The organism is Roseovarius carneus (assembly GCF_020141465.1).
GTDB lineage: Bacteria > Pseudomonadota > Alphaproteobacteria > Rhodobacterales > Rhodobacteraceae > Roseovarius > Roseovarius carneus.
The window spans coordinates 2,363,145-2,382,192 of record NZ_JAHSPD010000001.1 but is presented as its reverse complement, the minus strand read 5'-3'; the positions used below and the strand labels follow the sequence as shown (position 1 = coordinate 2,382,192).

At 61.7% G+C, this 19,048-nt stretch carries 19 protein-coding genes; 11 read left to right on the top strand and 8 right to left on the bottom strand.

The window, feature by feature from the left end:
• Positions 1 to 15 precede the first annotated feature (15 nt).
• Entirely contained in the window at positions 16 to 864 is an 849-nt protein-coding gene (locus tag KUD11_RS11860; protein WP_109384521.1) for a ferredoxin--NADP reductase, read from the top strand.
• A 78-nt stretch (positions 865 to 942) separates the two neighbouring features.
• Here KUD11_RS11860 and KUD11_RS11855 read toward each other — a convergent pair whose 3' ends face one another.
• Positions 943 to 1,611, bottom strand: a complete 669-nt coding sequence (locus KUD11_RS11855) for a translation initiation factor 3 (protein ID WP_181375255.1) — start codon at positions 1,609 to 1,611, stop codon at positions 943 to 945.
• 68 nt (positions 1,612 to 1,679) lie between these two features.
• Here KUD11_RS11855 and infC point away from each other — a divergent pair, with 68 nt between their 5' ends.
• Positions 1,680 to 2,366, top strand: a complete 687-nt coding sequence (gene infC, locus KUD11_RS11850) for a translation initiation factor IF-3 (RefSeq protein ID WP_109384522.1) — start codon at positions 1,680 to 1,682, stop codon at positions 2,364 to 2,366.
• A gap of 72 nt (positions 2,367 to 2,438) precedes the next feature.
• On the opposite strand, the gene KUD11_RS11845 is transcribed toward infC, so the two are convergent.
• The 7 genes from KUD11_RS11845 to KUD11_RS11815 form a co-directional block, all read right to left on the bottom strand.
• Positions 2,439 to 3,221 (bottom strand): FAD binding domain-containing protein, encoded by a 783-nt coding sequence (locus KUD11_RS11845; protein ID WP_109384523.1) that lies wholly within the window; start codon positions 3,219 to 3,221, stop codon positions 2,439 to 2,441.
• 144 nt (positions 3,222 to 3,365) lie between these two features.
• A complete protein-coding gene (locus KUD11_RS11840) occupies positions 3,366 to 5,729 on the bottom strand; it encodes a xanthine dehydrogenase family protein molybdopterin-binding subunit (RefSeq protein ID WP_109384524.1) in 2,364 nt (787 codons plus the stop codon).
• A gap of 81 nt (positions 5,730 to 5,810) precedes the next feature.
• Positions 5,811 to 6,296, bottom strand: coding sequence for a (2Fe-2S)-binding protein (locus tag KUD11_RS11835; protein ID WP_109384525.1), 486 nt, complete (start codon positions 6,294 to 6,296; stop codon positions 5,811 to 5,813).
• A gap of 122 nt (positions 6,297 to 6,418) precedes the next feature.
• Positions 6,419 to 7,414, bottom strand: coding sequence for a molybdopterin-binding protein (locus KUD11_RS11830; RefSeq protein ID WP_109384526.1), 996 nt, complete (start codon positions 7,412 to 7,414; stop codon positions 6,419 to 6,421).
• Entirely contained in the window at positions 7,411 to 8,373 is a 963-nt protein-coding gene (locus KUD11_RS11825; protein ID WP_109384527.1) for an XdhC family protein, read from the bottom strand. The genes KUD11_RS11830 and KUD11_RS11825 overlap by 4 nt, the downstream gene beginning before the upstream one ends.
• Positions 8,370 to 9,677, bottom strand: coding sequence for a vWA domain-containing protein (locus KUD11_RS11820; RefSeq protein WP_109384528.1), 1,308 nt, complete (start codon positions 9,675 to 9,677; stop codon positions 8,370 to 8,372). The genes KUD11_RS11825 and KUD11_RS11820 overlap by 4 nt, the downstream gene beginning before the upstream one ends.
• A gap of 67 nt (positions 9,678 to 9,744) precedes the next feature.
• Complete coding sequence (locus tag KUD11_RS11815) at positions 9,745 to 10,647, bottom strand: AAA family ATPase (RefSeq protein ID WP_109384529.1); 903 nt, start codon at positions 10,645 to 10,647, stop codon at positions 9,745 to 9,747.
• 180 nt (positions 10,648 to 10,827) lie between these two features.
• Here KUD11_RS11815 and KUD11_RS11810 point away from each other — a divergent pair, with 180 nt between their 5' ends.
• From KUD11_RS11810 to KUD11_RS11770, 9 genes are all read left to right on the top strand, one after another.
• Positions 10,828 to 11,802, top strand: coding sequence for a phosphoadenosine phosphosulfate reductase (locus tag KUD11_RS11810; protein ID WP_109387887.1), 975 nt, complete (start codon positions 10,828 to 10,830; stop codon positions 11,800 to 11,802).
• Positions 11,803 to 11,865: 63 nt separating this feature from the next.
• On the top strand, positions 11,866 to 12,924 hold the full coding sequence (pyrC, locus tag KUD11_RS11805; protein ID WP_109384530.1) for a dihydroorotase: 1,059 nt from the start codon (positions 11,866 to 11,868) through the stop codon (positions 12,922 to 12,924).
• A gap of 75 nt (positions 12,925 to 12,999) precedes the next feature.
• Entirely contained in the window at positions 13,000 to 13,680 is a 681-nt protein-coding gene (locus KUD11_RS11800; RefSeq protein WP_109384531.1) for an orotate phosphoribosyltransferase, read from the top strand.
• Positions 13,681 to 13,923: 243 nt separating this feature from the next.
• On the top strand, positions 13,924 to 15,438 hold the full coding sequence (locus KUD11_RS11795; protein WP_109384532.1) for a replicative DNA helicase: 1,515 nt from the start codon (positions 13,924 to 13,926) through the stop codon (positions 15,436 to 15,438).
• Positions 15,439 to 15,511: 73 nt separating this feature from the next.
• Positions 15,512 to 16,549, top strand: coding sequence for an alanine racemase (gene alr / locus KUD11_RS11790; RefSeq protein WP_109384533.1), 1,038 nt, complete (start codon positions 15,512 to 15,514; stop codon positions 16,547 to 16,549).
• Positions 16,546 to 17,331, top strand: coding sequence for an MlaE family ABC transporter permease (locus KUD11_RS11785; RefSeq protein ID WP_109384534.1), 786 nt, complete (start codon positions 16,546 to 16,548; stop codon positions 17,329 to 17,331). Before alr ends, KUD11_RS11785 begins: the two co-directional genes overlap by 4 nt.
• A 117-nt stretch (positions 17,332 to 17,448) precedes the next feature.
• Positions 17,449 to 18,195 carry an ABC transporter ATP-binding protein gene (locus tag KUD11_RS11780; RefSeq protein WP_109384535.1) on the top strand — a complete coding sequence of 249 codons (747 nt, stop codon included), beginning with the start codon at positions 17,449 to 17,451 and terminating at the stop codon, positions 18,193 to 18,195.
• A gap of 1 nt (position 18,196) precedes the next feature.
• On the top strand, positions 18,197 to 18,553 hold the full coding sequence (locus KUD11_RS11775; protein ID WP_109384536.1) for a hypothetical protein: 357 nt from the start codon (positions 18,197 to 18,199) through the stop codon (positions 18,551 to 18,553).
• Positions 18,554 to 18,585: 32 nt separating this feature from the next.
• The gene (locus KUD11_RS11770; RefSeq protein ID WP_109384537.1) at positions 18,586 to 19,035 is read left to right on the top strand and encodes a paraquat-inducible protein A; all 450 of its coding nucleotides are present in this window, start codon (positions 18,586 to 18,588) and stop codon (positions 19,033 to 19,035) included.
• Positions 19,036 to 19,048 lie beyond the last annotated feature (13 nt).

The window sequence follows — 19,048 nt, the reverse complement described above, 5'->3', positions numbered from 1 at the left end:
CGGCCCAAATACCTTATGAATGAGATATCACCCGTGACGCAATCCGCTGCCAAAGCCACCCCCACCCTGCCCGATGCACAACGCGTGACGGAAGTGACCCATTGGACGGACCGGCTCTTTTCCTTCCGAGTGACGCGGCCTGCGTCCTTGCGCTTTCGCTCGGGCGAGTTTGTGATGATTGGCTTGATGGGCGATCCCAACCCAGAGACGGGCAAGCAAAAGCCGCTGCTGCGCGCCTATTCAATCGCCTCGCCCAGCTGGGATGATGAGTTGGAGTTTTACTCCATCAAGGTGCAGGACGGCCCGCTCACGTCCAAGCTGCAACATATTCAGCCCGGTGATGAGATCATCCTGCGCCCCAAACCCGTGGGCACGCTCGTCCATGACGCACTTCTGCCCGGCAAACGCATCTGGTTTTTCGCCACGGGCACGGGCTTTGCGCCGTTTGCATCGCTCCTTCGTGATCCGCAGACTTACGAGGATTACGACGAGGTGATCATCACCCATACCTGCCGCGAAGTGGGTGAGCTGACGTATGGTGCAAAACTGATCGACGAGATTCGCAATGATGAGATGCTGGCCGAGCTTATCGGCGAAGGCTTTGCAGATAAGATCCGCTATTACCCCACCACCACCCGCGAAGAGAGCCCCAAGATGGGCCGGATCACTGATCTGATGCGCTCTGGCGATCTTTTCACCGATCTCGGTGTGCCCGCGCTCAGCCCGGAGACGGACCGCGCGATGATCTGCGGGAACATGGCCTTCAATCTGGAACTCAAAGCCCTCTTTGAAGACTATGGGCTGGTTGAGGGCGCGAATTCGAAGCCGCAGCATTACGTGGTCGAGAAGGCTTTTCTGGACTGATTTTCAGGTAACGTTCAGACATCAAAAAACCCGCGCAGGAGTGCTCCTACGCGGGTTTGATTTTGACCTGAGGCCGGATCAGAGGCCGAGGGCCGTCTTCACCTGGTCCAGAACGCCCGAGAGAACTTCGGGATTGTTTGCAGCCTGCTCAAGGGCCGTCTTGAGGCCCATCTTTTGCACATCACCAAGGCTGGAGGCGTCGATCATGTCGCTCACGGCGCTCATGTCGAACCCACCAACGGTCAGCGCATCTGGTGTCGCGGTTGTGGCTGCATCTGTTGCGGCGTCAGTGGCCGTATCAGTCGCCGTGTCCGTCGTCACACCTTCAACCGCACCTTCCAGCGCCTCAACAGCCTCATTTGCTGTGTCGGTCACAGCATCCACAGCGCCTTCGACAGCTTCGGTTGCAGTGGCTTCGGCTTCTGTTGCGGCTTCTTCCAGTGCTGCTGCGGCTTCGGCAGCTTCTGCCTCTGCGGCGGCGGCGGCTTCCTCGGCTGCCTGAGCGGCGGCCTCGGCTTCGGCGGCTGCGGCTTCTTCAAGTGCGGCAGCTTCTGCGGCTGCGGCCTCTGCTTCTGCCTCTGCGGCAGCGGCCGCTTCCTCTGCGGCCGTATCAACAGCCTCTTCAACCTCAACAGCCACTTCTGGCTCGGGCTCTGCAACAATCTCGGTCGGCGAGTTGCCGGTCACAAGAACATAACCACCGATCAGAACACCGGCAGCAACAACAACCCATATCAGGTTTTTCATATCATTATCCCCTCTTACGCGCGGGCTTTGGACCCACAAAGGGCGCTCCCGCTTTACATGGCTCCCAAATGGCCCTGCCAACAGCAAGGCGCAAGGGGAATATCACGGCTCTCGGCGCAGAACAGCCTATATTGCGCCTTGAAGTGGCCTGCGCGCGCAGTTACCTTGCCGTCTCAGATGAAGGCCTTAACAATCAAAGGATCAAAGCCATAGCCCGCAGACCGCACAACGCGCCCCCGCAGCGCGACACAGGCCCCCGCGTCAACGACCGTATTCGCGATGAGGAGCTTCGCCTGATTGGCGCAGATGGTGAAAATGTCGGGGTGGTGTCGTCACGCCGCGCAATGGAAATGGCCGATGAGGCCGGTCTCGACCTTGTTGAGATTTCGCCAAATGCATCGCCCCCCGTGTGCAAGATCATGGACTACGGCAAGTACAAATACGAACAGCAAAAGCGCGAGTCCGAGGCCCGCAAGAAGCAAAAGATCATCGAGGTGAAGGAGGTGAAGTTCCGCCCCAACACCGACACCAATGATTACGATGTGAAAATGCGCAACGTGTTCAAGTTTTTGGAAAACGGCGACAAGGTAAAGATCACCCTTCGTTTCCGGGGCCGCGAGATGGCGCACCAGGATCTGGGACGCAACCTGCTTGAGCGTGTTGCCAAAGACGTCGAAGGCACCGGCAAGATTGAGAACATGCCGAAGATGGAAGGCCGCCAGATGATCATGATCATCGGCCCTCTGCCCCGCTAAGCCAAACGTCTGCACCCAACGAAAAACGGCGCCCCATATGGAGGCGCCGTTCTGCGTTTTCATAGGTGGCGCTTAAGCAGCGGCAACCGACCGCTTGGTCATCACAGCGACCAGATGCGCACGATAGGCCCCCGTGCCATGCAGATCACCGATCATTCCATCCCCCGACAGGCTCAGCCCCTCCAGCGCCGATGCGGCGAAATTGGCCGACAAAGCCGCCTCGGCTTCGGACCAGCGGAACACACCGGCCTCCGACGCGCCCGTGACGGCCACACGCACACCATCCGCATATTTCGCGACGAACACCCCAACCAGCGCAAAGCGCGACGCGGGCTGCTCGAATTTCATATAGGCGGCTCGCTCGGGCACCTGAAACTTCACCTCGGTGATGATCTCCCCCTCATCAAGGGCGGTCTCGAACATTCCAAGAAAGTAATCATCCGCCCCAATCTCGCGCTTATTCGTGACAATGATCGCGCCCGATGCCAGCGCCGCCGCAGGATAACAGGCCGAAGGATCGTTATTCGCAAGGCTTCCGCCGATCGTGCCACGGTTGCGCACCGCCGGGTCACCGATATGACCTGCCAAAGCAGAAAGTGCCGGATATGTCTTATCGGCCGCCACATCTGCATGAATGGTCGAGCCGCCAATACAAAGCTGCCCACGATCATCAACGCAAATGCCGCGCATCTCGCCCACACCGCTGAGCGCCACCAAAACACCGGGGGCCGCCAAACGCTGTTTCAGCGTCGGGATCAGGGTTTGCCCCCCACCAAGCGCCTGCGCCTCGTCCGCGCCCATGGCCTTCACCGCATCTGCGATCGTGGCGGGCCGTTCTATCTCGAATGCGTACATTGTCATTCCTCCCAAGGCCGGGCTACGCCCTTTGCCCTTCTTCTTTGTTAAAATACTCCGGGGGCATTCCCGGGGGCTGGCCCCCGGTTTTACCCATCTGTAGGCTGGCCCCCGGTTCTATCAATCGGCAGTTCGGCCAAATAATCAGCCTTGCATCGCCTCCCAGACACGCAGCGGGGTCACGGGCATATCGACGTGATCCACGTTGAAGCCCCCCGATTGCAACGCATCGACAACCGCGTTGATCACCGTGGGGGTTGAGCCGATGGCCCCCGCCTCGCCGCAACCTTTCACACCCAGAGGATTGTGCGTGCAGGGCGTCCCGTTTGAGTGATCAATCGAGAAAAACGGCACATCATCGGCGCGTGGCATCGCGTAATCCATGTAGGACGCGCTCAGAAGCTGCCCGTCCTCATCATAGACACAGTTTTCCAGCAAGGCCTGCCCGATCCCTTGGGTGAGCCCGCCATGCACCTGCCCGTCCACGATCATGGGATTGACGATATTGCCGAAATCATCCGCCGTGGTGAACTTCGCGATGGTCACCTTGCCGGTATCGGGGTCCACTTCGACCTCACAGGCATAGGCGCCCGCCGGATAGGTGAAGTTGTTCGGGTCATAAAACGCCGTCTCCTCCAGCCCCGGTTCCACCTCTTCCAGCGGATAGTTATGCGGCACGTAAGCGGCCAATGTCACATCGCCCCAGGCGACCGACTTGTCGGTGCCGGCCACGGTAAACTGACCATCCTTCAGCTCAATATCGGCCTCTGCGGCCTCAAGCAAATGTGCCGCGATCTTCTTGGTCTTGGCGATGATCTTCTCGGTTGCGCGCACCATGGCGCTGCCGCCCACAGCGATGGAGCGGGAGCCATATGTGCCCATACCCATCGGCGTGTTGGCCGTGTCGCCATGCTCGATCTCGATCATTGACGCGTCAATGCCAAGCATATCCGCCACCACCTGCGGAAACACCGTCTCATGCCCTTGGCCGTGAGAATGCGAGCCGGTCATCACGGTGATTCCGCCCGTTGCGTTCACCCGTACAGTGGCGCTCTCGTAAAGCCCTGCGCGCGCGCCAAGTTGTCCCACAAGGTTCGACGGCGCAATCCCGCAAGCCTCGATGAAGCAGTTGACGCCCATCCCGCGCAGCTTGCCGTTCTTCTTGCTCTCGGCACGCCGGGCCTCAAAGCCGGCGAAATCGGCGCGCGCTTCCAGCTTGTCGATCAGACGGTGAAAATCGCCACTGTCATATTCAACAGCCACAGGCGTCTGATACGGGAACTCGTCGATGAAGTTCTGACGGCGCAGCGCGATGGGATCAACTTTCAATTCGCGCGCGGCCTGATCGATCACGCGCTCCAACTGATATGTCGCCTCGGGACGGCCCGCGCCACGATAGGCATCGACGGGAATCGTGTTGGTAAACACCGCCTTCACGTTCACATAAACCAGCGGCGTCTTATAGTTGCCCGCCATCAATGTGCCATGCAGCCATGTCGGAATGGACGGCGCAAAGGTGCTCAGATACGCGCCCATATTGGCATGGGTCGAGGTACGCACGGCGGTGAAGTTGTTGTCCGCATCAAGCGCCAATTCGATCTTGGTCACGTGATCGCGCGCTTGGGCATCCGACAGGAATGCCTCAGACCGGGTGCAGGTCCATTTCACGGGACGGTTCAGGTCCTTGGCCGCAAAAGTGACGAACGCTTCCTCGGCGTAGTGATAGATCTTGGAGCCGAAACCGCCGCCAACATCCGGGGCCACAACGCGCAGCTTGTGCTCAGGAATGCCCAGAACGAAGGCCCCCATCAAAAGGCGGATCACATGCGGGTTTTGGCTTGTGGTATAGAGCGTGCTGTCGCCACCCGCGCGGTTGTAATCCCCCACAGCCACGCGTGGTTCCATCGCGTTGGGCACAAGGCGGTTGTTGATCAGCTCAACTGTGGTGACATGGGCGGCTGACTTGATTGCGGCGTCCACGGCCTCCTTGTTTTCCTCAACAAAACCCCAGTCGAAGCACAGGTTGTCGTCGAGATCGTCATGCACCTTGGGGCTGCCAGCCTCCAAGGCCTTCTTCATGTCCACAACGGCTGGAAGCTCTTCGATATCCAGCTCGATTGCCTCGGCGGCGTCGCGCGCCTGCTCGCGGCTGTCGGCCACAATGGCGCAGATCGGATCGCCCACATGGCGCACCTTGCCTTCGCAGAGCACCGGATGGCGCGGCTCTTTCATCACCTCGCCAAAGCGGTCGGTGACCTGCCAGCCGCAGGGGATGGACCCCGCTGTCTCGAAATCCTTGCCAGTATAGATCTTCACAACCCCCGGCATCGCCTCGGCGGCGGATGTATCAATCGATTTGATCCGCCCATGGGCCATATCCGAGCGCAGGAAATGCACATAGGCCTGTCCACGCAGGTTGATGTCGTCTGTGTAATTGCCGGTCCCGGTCAGGAACCGGATATCCTCGCGCCGCTTCGGGCTGGCGCCGATGCCACCATCTTTGGGCATAGTAATCCTCCAAATTGCTGGGCCGCCGGGACAATACCCGCGTGCCTCGCGCCGCTCCCACCATAGGGCGCGGCGAAATCCTTATTCAGCGGCGATTGCGCTGATATCCTGCCCCGATGCGGCAAGGATCGCCTTCACGATGTTGTGATACCCGGTGCAGCGGCAAATATTGCCCTCAAGGTAGTCGCGCACCTCGGCCTCGCTGGGCTTTGGGTTATCCTTGAGGAGCGCGGCTGCACTCATTACCATGCCGGGGGTGCAAAAGCCGCATTGCAGGCCGTGATGATCCTGAAACGCCTGTTGCAACGTGTTGAGCGTGCCGTCGGGTGCGGCCATCCCTTCGATGGTGACAATCTCTGCGCCTTCGGCTTCGGCGGCGAACATGGTGCAGGATTTGACGGCGCGGCCGTCTACATGCACCACACAGGCCCCGCATTGGCTGGTGTCGCAGCCGACATGCGTGCCGGTCAACTCAAGCGTTTCTCGGATAAATTCCACAAGCAACGTCCGGCCTTCAATTTCGCCGGACGCGGTCTTGCCATTCACGGTCATTGTGACCTGTGACATAAGGCTCCTCCCTGTTTTGTTTTTTGTTGAGGACAAGTTAAGCACGGAGTGTGGCGTTTGAGAAGATGGTTTCTTTGACCAATTTCAGGTTTTGGCGGTCCTACGCCGCCCCTATGCTGCCCTTACGCTACCCCAGACCGCCCGCGCCGGGGCATGGGGCGGGTGGGTATTTCCTTCAAAAGCCCGCCAACCCCCATGCCCGCGATGTCCGCGCCTGTGACTTCTATCCCGCAGACGGCCCGTGCCAGAACCCAATCGGCCCCGTTGAGCGCCGGGGCCCGTGCGCAGCCCGGAAGGCCGATCACCGCCTGCGCGCCCAGATGGCCGAGAAAGAGAAGGTTGCCCGGATCGACGGGCATCCCAAACCGCTCAACCCGCCCGCCCGCGAGGGTAAGGGCCGCAGGCCCGGTATCCATCACATCCGACGTGGCCGAGGCGGTGAGGATCAAGATCACCTCGCCCGTGGCTGCGTTGAGCGCGGCGCTGAGCGCGCCCTCCTCATGCGGCACAAGAGCGGTCTCTTTGAGGCTGAGACCAAGCGCCTCCACACGGCCCCGGATGGCAGCCTCGCCTTTGGAACCCGGCCCGCCGGGAATGTCGGTGATGATCAGGCTGGCGGTTTGCATCTTTGGCGCGGCCATGCGCACGGCCCCGCGCGCGGCCTCTGCGGCGCGGGCGACGGCCTCGCCGGGCACGCCGTAGGCGATGATTTTCACCGTCGCGATTAGCCCCTTAAGCGCCATTTGTTGCATCTGCGGCACGGTTGCCACGGTGATCATCGGATGCACCATATTGGCCGCATCAATCGCGGCCGCGTCCAGTTGCACCACACCCGGCCCCTCCGCGATGAGGTTCACACGACCCGTAAAGGCCGTGCTGAGGCTGATCCCCGGACCCGATGCGAGCGCGGTGGCCAGAGCTTCCGCCGCCGCATCCTCATGCAGATCGCCGGGCTCCATCCGGGCCACGACCACGCTTGCGTGCCCCGCCGCCCCAAGCGCTTCTAGAGCGGCCACATCGAGTACCGCGCCCTTGCGAATCCGTCGCCCGCCCGCGTGCAGGGAATGCGCAAGAATAGCGCCCTCGGCCTGCGACAAAGGCACGGGGCCGAATTTCACGCGGGCTTCCTCAGGCGCTGTGTCATCTCGGCCAGAATGCTGAGCGCGATCTCGGACGGTCCCGCTGCACCTATATTCAGACCGATTGGGCCATGGATGCGCGCGATATCTGCGGCGCTGATGCCCGCCGCCTCCATCCGCTCCACCCGCTTGGCATGGGTCCGCTTGGACCCCAAAGCGCCGATATAGAATACGTCAGAGGCCAGAGCCGCGAGAAGTGCGGGATCATCAAGCTTGGGGTCATGGGTCAGAAGGACCAGCGCCGTGCGCGCATCAAGGCCAAGGGCGGCCACCGCCTCATCGGGCCAATCCTCAAGGATTTTCTCGCCCGCGAACCGTTCAGGCGCGGCAAACCCAGCGCGCGGATCAATCAACACCGGATCATAGCCCACAACCCGCGCCATCGGCACAAGGGCCTGCGCGATATGCACGGCCCCCACGATGATAAGGCGCAAAGGCGGGTTGAAGACGCAGTGAAACGTCTCGCCGTCCTCATCAAAGCCCGAACGATCAGCGCGCAGCCGCGCAGGATCGCCCGCGTTAAGTCGTGGCGCACCCCCCAGCTTGGTCACGTAAATACAGGCCTCGCGCGCCGCGCGCCGCGCGCAGAGACCCTCCAGAAGCACCTCGGGAAGCACGCTTCCCACAGGCTCCACCAGCACCCGGATCGTGCCGCCGCAGGCCAGCCCCACAGCAAACGCATCACCGTCCGACACGCCATATTCCAGCATCCGCGCCGCGCCGCTCTCGATAGCCTCCATCGCCTCCACGACCACGGCCCCCTCGACGCAGCCGCCGGAGACGGAGCCCGCCATCTGTCCGCTGCCCGAAATGGCAAGCTGGCTGCCCACTCGGCGCGGCGCGCTGCCCCATGTCTGCACGACCGTGGCCAGCGCCGCGCCCTCGCCCGCGCGGTGCCATGCCAGAGCCGTCTCCACGATATCATCAAACCCGCTCATCGCTCCGCTCCTCTTTCGGCGTCCCTCCACCCGTCTTGTCCACTAACGGGACCAAGCTGCGCCATCAGCCGCGCCTTCTCGCCCGCATCATCGGGGCTGGAAATGACGGCGGCGAGCTCTTCCAGCGAGGCGATGGAATGACCCGCCCGAAAGCTGTGCACATGGGGCAACATCGCGGCGATGCCGCTGGCGCGGGGCGCGAACCCCTCCCACCTGAGCAAAGGGTTGAGCCAGATCAGCCGCCGCGCGGTGAGCGACAGGCGCTGCATCTCAGCGCTCAACTGTTCAGGCGCGTCTCGGTCCAGACCATCGGTAATCAAAAGCACGACAGCCCCCTGCCCCAGCACCCGGCGCGACCAGTCGCGGTTGAACGCGTGAAGGCAGGACCCGATCCGCGTGCCCCCCTCCCAATCCTGCGCCTCGCGCCCCGCCGCTGCCAGTGCGGCATCCACATCGCGGGTGCGCAAATGGCGGGTGATATTCGTAAGCCGTGTGCCAAAGGTGAACGCATGCACCTGCGCCCACCCCGCACCCTTATGATTGGCCACCGCATGCAGAAAATGCAGCACCATGCGGCTATACGTGCTCATGGAGCCGGAAATATCGCAGATCACCACTAGGTTGGGCCAGCGTGGGCGCGGCGTGGCGCGCGAAAGCTGCGTGATCTCACCGCCGCGCCGCAACGCCTGTGCCATGGTGCGGCGCGCGTCGATCCGCGCGCCCGAGGGGCTGGCGCCATAGCGGCGCGAAGGCAGAGGCTTCACCGGGAGGCTGAGCTTTGCCAGCATGCGCTTGGCCTCCGCCATTTCGCCCGTGCTCATCTGCTCGAAATCGAGGCTCCGCAGACGCTCTTCGCCCGACATGGTGGCAGAGGCGTCGATCTCAATGAGTGTCTCTTCATTCTCATCCTCATGCAGGTTGGGCATGTCGGGCTCGGCCCCGTCAAGCAAGGCCTCCGCCGCACGCTTCTCCGCCGCCTGCGCGCTGCGGTCTTCCTGTACCCCGCGCACAGCGGGCAGCAGCAGCGACATCATATGCTCCATGAACCTCGGGTCGCGCCAATAAAGCCGGAACACCTGCGCAAAGACCGCGCGATGCTCAGGCCGGCGCACGCAAAGCGCATGAAGCGCCCAGTAAAAATCGGTGCGCGACGTAAACCCCGTCTCGGCCACCGCCCGCACTGCATCTATCACGGCACCCGGCCCAATGGGCAGCCCCGCCTTGCGCAGCGCGCGCATGAAATGAGTGACGTTCTGCGCCAGTTTGGGATCGTCGGGCAGATCGAGGGGCGGATATTCGGTCATGGCTCAAACACCGCCCGCGCCCGTGTGGCCACGGGTGGAATTTGGGTATTTGGACCAAGAAAAAGCATCATGCAGGCTCCAACGCCGCCTTGGCCTCTTCCAGAATGCGCTTCGCCTCGGAGCCTTGGAGTTTGGAGATATCGTCTTGGTATTTCAGCACGGCTCCGAGCGTATCTGCAATCACCTCGGGCGAGAGTGTGACCACATCAAGCGCCAGCAAGCATTTAGCCCAGTCGATGGTTTCCGCCACGCCGGGTTTTTTGAACAGATCCTCGGTGCGCAATTGCTGGACGAAGGCCACCACCTCGCGGCTGAGCTGGGCGGAAACTTCAGGGGCTTGGGCGGTGAGGATCTCAAGCTCGCGGGTGAAATCGGGGTAATCGACCCAATGATACAGGCAGCGTCGTTTGAGGGCGTCATGCACCTCTCGCGTGCGGTTGGAGGTGAGGATCACGATGGGCGGCTCAGGGGCGATGATTGCGCCGATCTCGGGGATGGTGACCTGGAAGTCGCTGAGCGCTTCGAGCAGGAACGCCTCGAACGGCGCGTCGGTGCGGTCAAGCTCATCAATCAGCAGGACGGGGGCGCCGCCCTCGTGGGGCCGCATCGCTTGCAAAAGGGGCCGCTCGATCAGGAATTCCTCCGCGAAAAGCTGATCCTTGAGGCCGTCGGTCGCCCCGCCGGCCTCTGCCGCGCGCAGGGCGATCATTTGCGCTGCGAAGTTCCACTCATAAACCGCAGAGGAGGCATCAAGCCCTTCATAGCATTGCAGCCGGATGAGTTTGCGCCCCAACCCTTTGGAAATGGCCTTGGCGATCTCTGTTTTGCCGACACCTGCCTCGCCCTCCAGAAACAAGGGCCGCCCAAGGCGCAGGGCAAGAAACATCGCCGTCGACAAGCCGCGCCCGCAAACATAGCGCTGATCCTCCAGAAGGGTTTCAACGCCGTCGATACTGTCTGGGGTTTGCATTGTGGTCCTCCTGAATTGCACCCCTCTATCATTAGCGGCGCGCGGCGCACTGTCCAGCAAACCCCTTGGGTTTTCCTAATTTTTGCCACAAAGGCGTTCTACTCCCTTCGGCAATTGGGCGACAAAATCGTGGCGCAAAATGCGCCCCCGAAGAGCCAGAGCAGTTTGAGGATCAGTGCCATGCAAGACGCGCCCAATACGTTTGATATGCCTTTATCCGGGCTGAAGACGCGCGAGGAATGGCTCGAAAAAGTTGCTGAGGTCACCGATGAGGACGGCTATGTCGAGCCTCTGGGCGCGCGTCACACTGCGATTTTTGTCGAAAACAAGCCCACTCTGCTGGTCACTTTTGAGACCCATGCCGGGATTGCGGCGCTCTCGGAAGATGCGCAGCCCTTGGGCTGGGAAATGACCAAGGCGCTGGGATGGTCGAGCCTTTGCATCGTGGCGGATGGCGACACATGGTTTCGCGACCGGGCGGTCTATGCCTATTTCGACCGGCTTGTGGATGACGGGTTCTTTGAGGAATTCGATCAGGTGATTTTCTACGGAGCAGGCCCTTGCGGCTATGCGGCGGCGGCCTTCTCCGTCGCCTCGCCCGGCGCGCGTGTCGTGGCCCTCGCCCCGCAAGCCAGCCTTGATCCGCGCGTCGCAGAATGGGACACGCGCTTCACCAAGATGCGCCGCACCGCGTTTGATGACCGCTATGGATACGCGCCCGACATGCTGGACGCGGCAGAACAGGCCTTTGTGCTCTATGATCCCGAGATCGCGATGGACGCAATGCACGCAGCCCTCTTCACCCGGCCCAATGTGACCAAATTCCGGATGCGCTTCATCGGGGAGCGAATGGACGAAAGCCTGATGCGGATGCAGATATTGCTGCGCATTCTGGCACAGGTCAGCGCAGGCAAACTGTCGCTGCACGCACTGGCCAAGCTTGCACGCGCCCGGCGCACCGATCCGGGGTATCAGTTCAACCTGCTGCGCAAGACCACCGCAGATGGGCGTCATTACCTCACTATTCTGCTGGCCCGCAAAGTGCTGGAGCAGCGGCGCGGCCCGCGCTTCAAGCGCGCGATGGCAGCGGCCGGCAAGGCTCTGGCCGATGAGGGCAAAGCGCTCCCGCCCGGATTTCAGGCCGAGGACACATAAGCGACACATAGCCAGACACTCCCCTCTGGCGCGCCCCATGGGTTTTCGGGTATGCCCCTTCCCATGACAAATCCAATAACAAATCACGCCCCCCAGAGCCTCACCATCCGCACGCCCGATGATTGGCACCTGCACCTGCGCGACGGGGCAATGCTGCACGCTGTGTTGCCATGGACGGCGGCGCATTTCGCCCGCGCCATCATCATGCCAAACCTCGTGCCCCCCGTGGTCACCATGGCCGAGGCCACCGCCTACCGCGCCCGAATCCTCGCGGCGCGTCCCGAAGGCAGCGTGTTTCAGCCGCTGATGACCCTCTACCTGACCGAGGAGACCGACCCTGAGGATGTCGCGCGCGCCCATGCCTCAGGCCTCATCCAAGCGGTCAAGCTCTACCCCGCAGGAGCCACGACCAACTCCGCCAGCGGCGTGACAGATTTTGCCCGCGTGCAGCCTGTGCTGGATAGGATGGCAGAAATTGGCCTGCCGCTCTGCGTGCATGGGGAGGTAACAGACGGCGATATCGACATATTCGACCGCGAGGCGGTGTTCATCGACCGCATTCTCGATCCACTGCGCAACCGCACGCCCGGCCTGCGCGTGATCATGGAACATATCACCACCTCAACCGCCGCCGATTATGTCCGCAGCGCGCCTGAAAATCTTGCGGCCACAATTACAACGCATCACCTAGTGATCAATCGCAACCACATCCTCGCCGGTGGTATCCGCCCGCATTACTACTGCCTGCCCGTGGCCAAACGCGAAGAGCACCGCGTGGCCCTCGTCCAAGCCGCCACATCCGGCGACGCGCGCTTTTTCCTGGGCACCGACAGCGCGCCGCACACCGACCCCGCAAAGCTTCAGCCTTGCGGCTGCGCGGGCTGCTTCACCGCCCCCAACACGCTGCCCATCCTTGCCCATGTGTTCGAGGGCGCAGGCGCGCTGGACAGGCTCGAAGGTTTCACCTCCCTGCACGGCCCCGCCTATTACCGTCTGCCGCCCAATGAGAGCCACATCATCTTGACGCGCGGCACGCCCGATATCCCCCAGCACATCCACACCGAAGAGGGCCCTGTCACGGTCTTCGATCCCGGCTTCGCGCTTGATTGGCGCGTGGCCTAATCCTCTTCTTGCTTAAAATATCCTCGCCGAAGGCAGAAATCTCTTTTAGACCCGCCGCCCCAAGGAGCCCCCAAGATGATCCCCAGCGCCTACCCCGCCCAAGACGAGATTGCCCGCCTCACCGCACGGATGCTGCTGGAAATCGGCGCCGTGCATTTCAACGCAGACAAGCCCTTCATCCTCGCCTCCGGCTTGCCCAGCCCGACCTATATCGACTGCCGGAAACTCATCAGTTACCCGCGCATCCGCTCGACCTTGATGGATTTTTTGACGATCACAGTGATGCGCAACGCAGGGCTTGAGGCGTTCGACAATATCGCGGGTGGCGAGACGGCGGGTATCCCTTTTTCGGCTCTCGTGGCAGAGCGGATGGCCCTGCCAATGACTTATGTACGCAAAAAGCCCAAAGGCTACGGGCGTGGCGCGCGCATCGAGGGCGAAATGAGCGAGGGCCAGCGGGTTCTGCTGGTCGAGGATCTGACCACCGATGGCGGCTCGAAGATCAGCTTTGTTGACGCCATCCGCGAAACCGGTGCCACCTGCGACCACACAGCCGTGATCTTCTATTACGGCATCTTCCCCGACACGCTCAAAACGCTGGGTGATCACGGCGTGACGCTCCACCATCTTTGCACATGGTGGGACGTTCTGGCCGAGGCCCGCAGGCAAGACGCGTTCACGTCAGAGACGCTGACCGAGGTCGAGGCTTTTCTCAAAGCCCCGCGCGCTTGGCAAGAGACCCGCGCCGAGCATTGATTCGCAGATATTGACGCAACGGCGCTATGGGTTCTCGCATGCGAAATTTTTCGCGCCCGTTTCCTTTCATGCCGCAACGTAGACAGCGTGACTGATGTCGGTCTACACTGCCTAGTGCGGGGTGGCCTGTACCACAAGATATTCCAAAGTCTCTTTTCCACAGCCCATCCACAGCCTTATACAATTGGACCGCGCCCTCCGCTCCGCATAAGACGAATGGTAAGAAGCCGATGGGAATTAGACATGAACGAGATCGCAACTTTCAACGCCACGGGCCAATCGGCCACAGCCGAGATCCAGAACGCGGACACAATGCCTCACTCGATCGAGGCCGAGCAGCAGCTTCTGGGTGCGATCCTGACCAATAATGATATCTACGACCGTGTTGCCTCCATCATCGGCGCGCAGCATTTCTACGATCCCGTCCATGCCCGCATCTATGAGGTCGCCTCCGCGCGCATTGCCAAGAACAACCTTGCCTCCCCCGTTACACTCAAGGCGTTTCTGGAGGAGGATGAAGGTCTCAAGGAGTTGGGCGGCCCCGCCTATCTTGTGAACCTCGCAGGCTCCGCGATCAGCACCTATGCCGTGCGCGATTACGCACAGATGATCTATGATCTGGCCATCCGGCGCGAGTTGATCAGCCTTGGTCAGGATATCGCCGGTAAGGCCGCGCGCATGGATGTCGAGAGCGAGCCTAAGGACCAGATCGTCGAGGCCGAGCAGCAACTCTACCGCCTCAGCGAACAAGGCCAAACCGACAGCGGATTTCAAAGCTTTCTCAAAGCCGTAACTGATGCTGTTAATGTGGCCAACGCCGCCTATCAGCGCGAAGGCGGTCTGGCCGGTGTGTCTACCGGCCTGATTGACATGGATAAAAAACTCGGCGGGCTGCACAAATCCGACCTTCTGATCCTCGCAGGGCGTCCTTCCATGGGCAAGACCTCACTGGCCACAAACCTTGCCTTCAACATCGCCAAATCCTACCGCCGTGGCACGCTGCCCGATGGGACAGAAGGCTCCGTCGAGGGCGGCGTCGTGGGCTTTTATTCGCTGGAGATGAGCGCTGAGCAGCTTGCCGCCCGCGTGCTCTCCGAGGCGTCTGAGGTCCCGTCCGAGCAGATCCGCCGCGGCGACCTGACCGAGGGCGAGTTTCGCCGCTTTGTGGATGCCGCCAAGCAGCTCGAATCCTGCCCACTCTATATCGACGACACGCCTGCCCTGCCAATCAGCCAATTGGCCGCCCGCGCCCGCCGTCTCAAGCGAACTCATGGCTTGGATGTTTTGATCGTGGACTATCTCCAGCTGGTGCGCGGCACGGGCCGGTCCGAGAACCGGGTCAACGAGATTTCAGAGATCACCATGGGCCTCAAGGCCATCGCCAAGGAGCTGGATATCCCCGTGATCGCGCTGAGCCAACTCAGCCGCCAAGTGGAAAACCGCGAGGACAAACGACCGCAGCTTTCAGATTTGCGCGAATCAGGCTCCATTGAGCAAGACGCCGATGTGGTCATGTTCGTGTTCCGCGAGGAGTATTATGCCGAGCGTGAAAAACCCTCGGACGAAAAACTTGACGAGATCGCGGCATGGCAAGAGCGCATGGAGCGTCTTCATGGCAAGGCCGAGGTCATTATCGGCAAGCAGCGTCACGGCCCCATCGGCACGATCGAGCTGAGCTTCGAGGGCCGTTTTACCCGCTTTGGAAACCTCGTGCAGCCTTGGCAGCAAGGCGCGCAAGTCGAAGAGCAGGAATTCTGAAACGCGCGAGGGCCGCACGCAGCATCCAAGCTTTGCCCTTGACCCCCCGCGCCACCCTGTCAAAACGAGCCCCATGAGCACCGCAACCCTCACCATAGATCTGGGCGCCCTCACTGCGAATTGGCAGGCCCTGGATGCCGCCAGCGCGGGCGAGGCCGCAGCCGTGGTCAAGGCCGATGCTTACGGTCTCGGCGCGGACCGCGTAGGCCGGGCCTTGGCACGCAGCGGTGCGCGCACATTTTTCGTGGCCGTGGCCGAGGAAGGTGCTGCCCTGCGTCATGCTTTGGGGCGCGGTCCGGTGATCTACATCCTCTCGGGCCACATGCCCGGCGATGCGGATATGATCGGCGATCTGGACCTCGTGCCGGTTATCAACTCTCTTGATCAGATGATCCGCCATGCGGAGACCCTACCCGGTCAGCCCTTCGCGCTTCAGCTTGATACGGGTATGAACCGGCTTGGGATGGAGACGTCCGAATGGATTGCCATCCGCGAAATTGCCCTGGCGCAGGGGCCGCAACTGATCCTCAGCCATCTGGCCTGCGCAGAGGACCGCGATCACGCGATGAACCCCGCGCAGCTCAATACATTTCTGGAAATGACGGAGGGTATTGATTGCCCGCTAAGCCTTGCCAATACGGGCGGGATTTTGCTGGATCAGGCCTATCATTTCGACCTCACACGCCCCGGTATCGGCCTTTATGGCGGCGCGCCCTTCGCAAACGCCAGCCCTGTCGCATCGCTTGAAATCCCGGTGATCCAATGCCGCGATGTGGCCCCCGGTGAGACGGTCGGCTACAGCAACACATGGACGGCGCCCCGCCCCAGCCGTATCGCCACGCTGAGCGCTGGGTATGCCGACGGGATCTTGCGTGCCATGGGCCCCAACGCCTCGGTCTGGGTCGAGAATACGCGCTGCCCGCTGGCGGGGCGCATCTCCATGGATCTTATGAGCGTCGATATCACCGATGCTGGCTTTGATCCCAAAACGGTTGAGCTTTTGGGGCCCCATCAAGGCATTGATGATCTGGCCGTGGCCGCAGGCACGATCGGCTACGAGATACTCACCTCATTGGGCGCGCGCTACACCCGCCGGTATATTGGCGGATGAGCTGGCTCAGCACCCTTTTGGCCGCCATTGGCCGCCCTGTGCTGGCCGGGCTCGGCGCCTTGGGCCGTATCTCGATTTTTGCGGGTCAGACGATTGGCCATATGATGCGCCCGCCGATCTACCTTAAAGAAATCGGCCATGCCCTTATGAGTGTTGGGTATTTTAGCCTTCCAGTGGTAGGGCTCACAGCCCTTTTCACCGGCGGCGCGCTGGCCTTGCAAATCTATTCGGGCGGCGCGCGATTCAACGCCGAGGCGGTCGTGCCCCAGATTGTGGCCATCGGCATGGTGCGCGAACTTGGCCCCGTCCTCGTCGGCCTGATGATCGCTGCGCGCGTCACCTCGTCCATCGCCGCCGAGATCGCCACGATGAAAGTGACCGAGCAGATCGACGCCCTCGTCACCCTCTCTACACACCCGATGAAGTACCTGACCGTGCCGCGCGTCCTCGCAGGGCTCATCATGGTGCCAGCCCTGGTGGCCGTGGGCGATATCATCGGCATCTTCGGCGGCTATATCGTCGGCACGCAAAGCCTCGGGTTCAACCCGTCGACCTATCTCAACAACACAGTGAATTTCATCGAAGCCCGCGATATCTGGTCGTCGCTGGCCAAGGGCGCGGTCTTCGGCTTCATCGCCACGCTGATGGGCTGCTACTACGGCATGAACACCTCACGCGGGGCCGCAGGCGTGGGCCGCGCCACCAAGGACGCGGTCGAGGCCGCAGCGATCCTGATCCTCGCGGCAAACTTCATCCTCACCAGCATCTTCTTCACGATATGACCGAGATCCGCCGCCCATCCTCTTCTTGCCCCAAATATCCCGGGGGAGCGTTGAAAATTCAAAGAATTTTCGACGCTGGGGCAGCGCCCCCACCACGCCTCATAAAGGCACACCGCAATGATTGATCTGCAAGACGTCCACAAAGCCTTCGGGCCAAAGAAAGTGCTGCAAGGGGTCAATCTCTTCATCCCTAAAGGCACGTCTATGGTCATCATCGGTGGCTCTGGCACAGGCAAATCGGTCTGCCTCAAATCAGTTCTTGGGCTCGTGCGGCCCGATAGCGGTACGATCACGTTGGACGGCGAAGATGTGAGCAAGGCCGAGCGCGACAGCTTCCTTGCGCGCTTCGGGATGCTCTTTCAGGGCGGTGCGCTCTTTGATTCGCTGCCCGTGTGGCAAAACGTGGCGTTTCGCCTGATGCGCGGCTCGCTCAAGCGCCCGCAGGCCGAGGCGCGCGCGATTGCTATTGAGAAGCTGCGCCGTGTGGGGCTTACCCCCGATGTGGCCGATCTCTTCCCGGCAGAGCTTTCGGGCGGTATGCAAAAGCGCGTGGGCCTCGCCCGCGCCATCGCCGCCGAACCCGAGATCATCTTCTTCGATGAACCGACAACCGGCCTCGATCCGATCATGTCCGGCGTGATCAACGACCTCATCCGCGAGATCGTGACCGAAATGGGCGCGACCGCAATGACCATCACCCATGATATGTCCTCGGTCCGCGCCATCGCCGACAATATCGCGATGCTGCATGATGGCGTGATCCAATGGACCGGCCCCGTGGCCGATATGGACGCGTCAGGCGATCCCTACCTCGATCAGTTCATCCACGGCCGCGCCGAAGGGCCGATCGAGGCGGTGCGCTGAGATGGATATCCTCTCAATCGGCCTCATCACCCTGCCCGCTGCCGCCGCCGCGCTGACCACTGTCGCAGGGCTGCAAATCCTCCGACACGGCGTCGCTCCGCGCACGGGCAGGGTGCTGGCGGTGTTGCCAGGTCTCACGGTGCTTCTCGTCCTGCTCTTCTCGGTCTGTCTGGCCACATTGGGCGGCGAGATATTTGCGCGGCTCATCACGTTGAGCTCTGCCGCTGGAGTGCTCATCATCACGGCGTGCCTCGCCCGCGCGCTCTGGCTGCGTTCCGGGGCCACGACCCTCACCATGATCAGCGCGGCCTTATGGGCCCTCTGCGCGTGGCTCCTCTTTGCCGCCTTCGCATTCTGAGCCCCCATGCCCACAACCCGAAATGTCCGCATATGCTGCTTGCCCTGCGCATCGCCAACCTAAGCCTCCTCATCCTCTTCCCCATCGCGTGGTTTGCACCGATGCTGCGCGCGGGGCTTTTGCCGCTCTTTGGTCTCAGCGAGATTTCCATCGTCTCCGGCCTCCAGTCGCTTTGGGGCACCGACATCCCGCTGGCCATTCTCGTTACCTTCCTCGCCCTCTTCGCGCCCTATGCCAAGACGGCCCTGCTGGCGCTGCTCCACTTCGGCCTCCTCGCGCCCCGCGCCCTGCCCACCCTGCACCTCTTGGGTAAGCTGGCCATGGCGGATGTGTTTCTCATCGCTCTCTATATCGTGATCGTCAAAGGCGTGGGGCTGGCCACGGTTGAGACGGCATGGGGGCTTTATCTCTTCACCGGCTGCATCCTCGCCTCGCTCGCCATCTCCCATCTCAGCGCGCGGCCCCTGCCCGACAGGGTTTGACGCCACCGCCCTT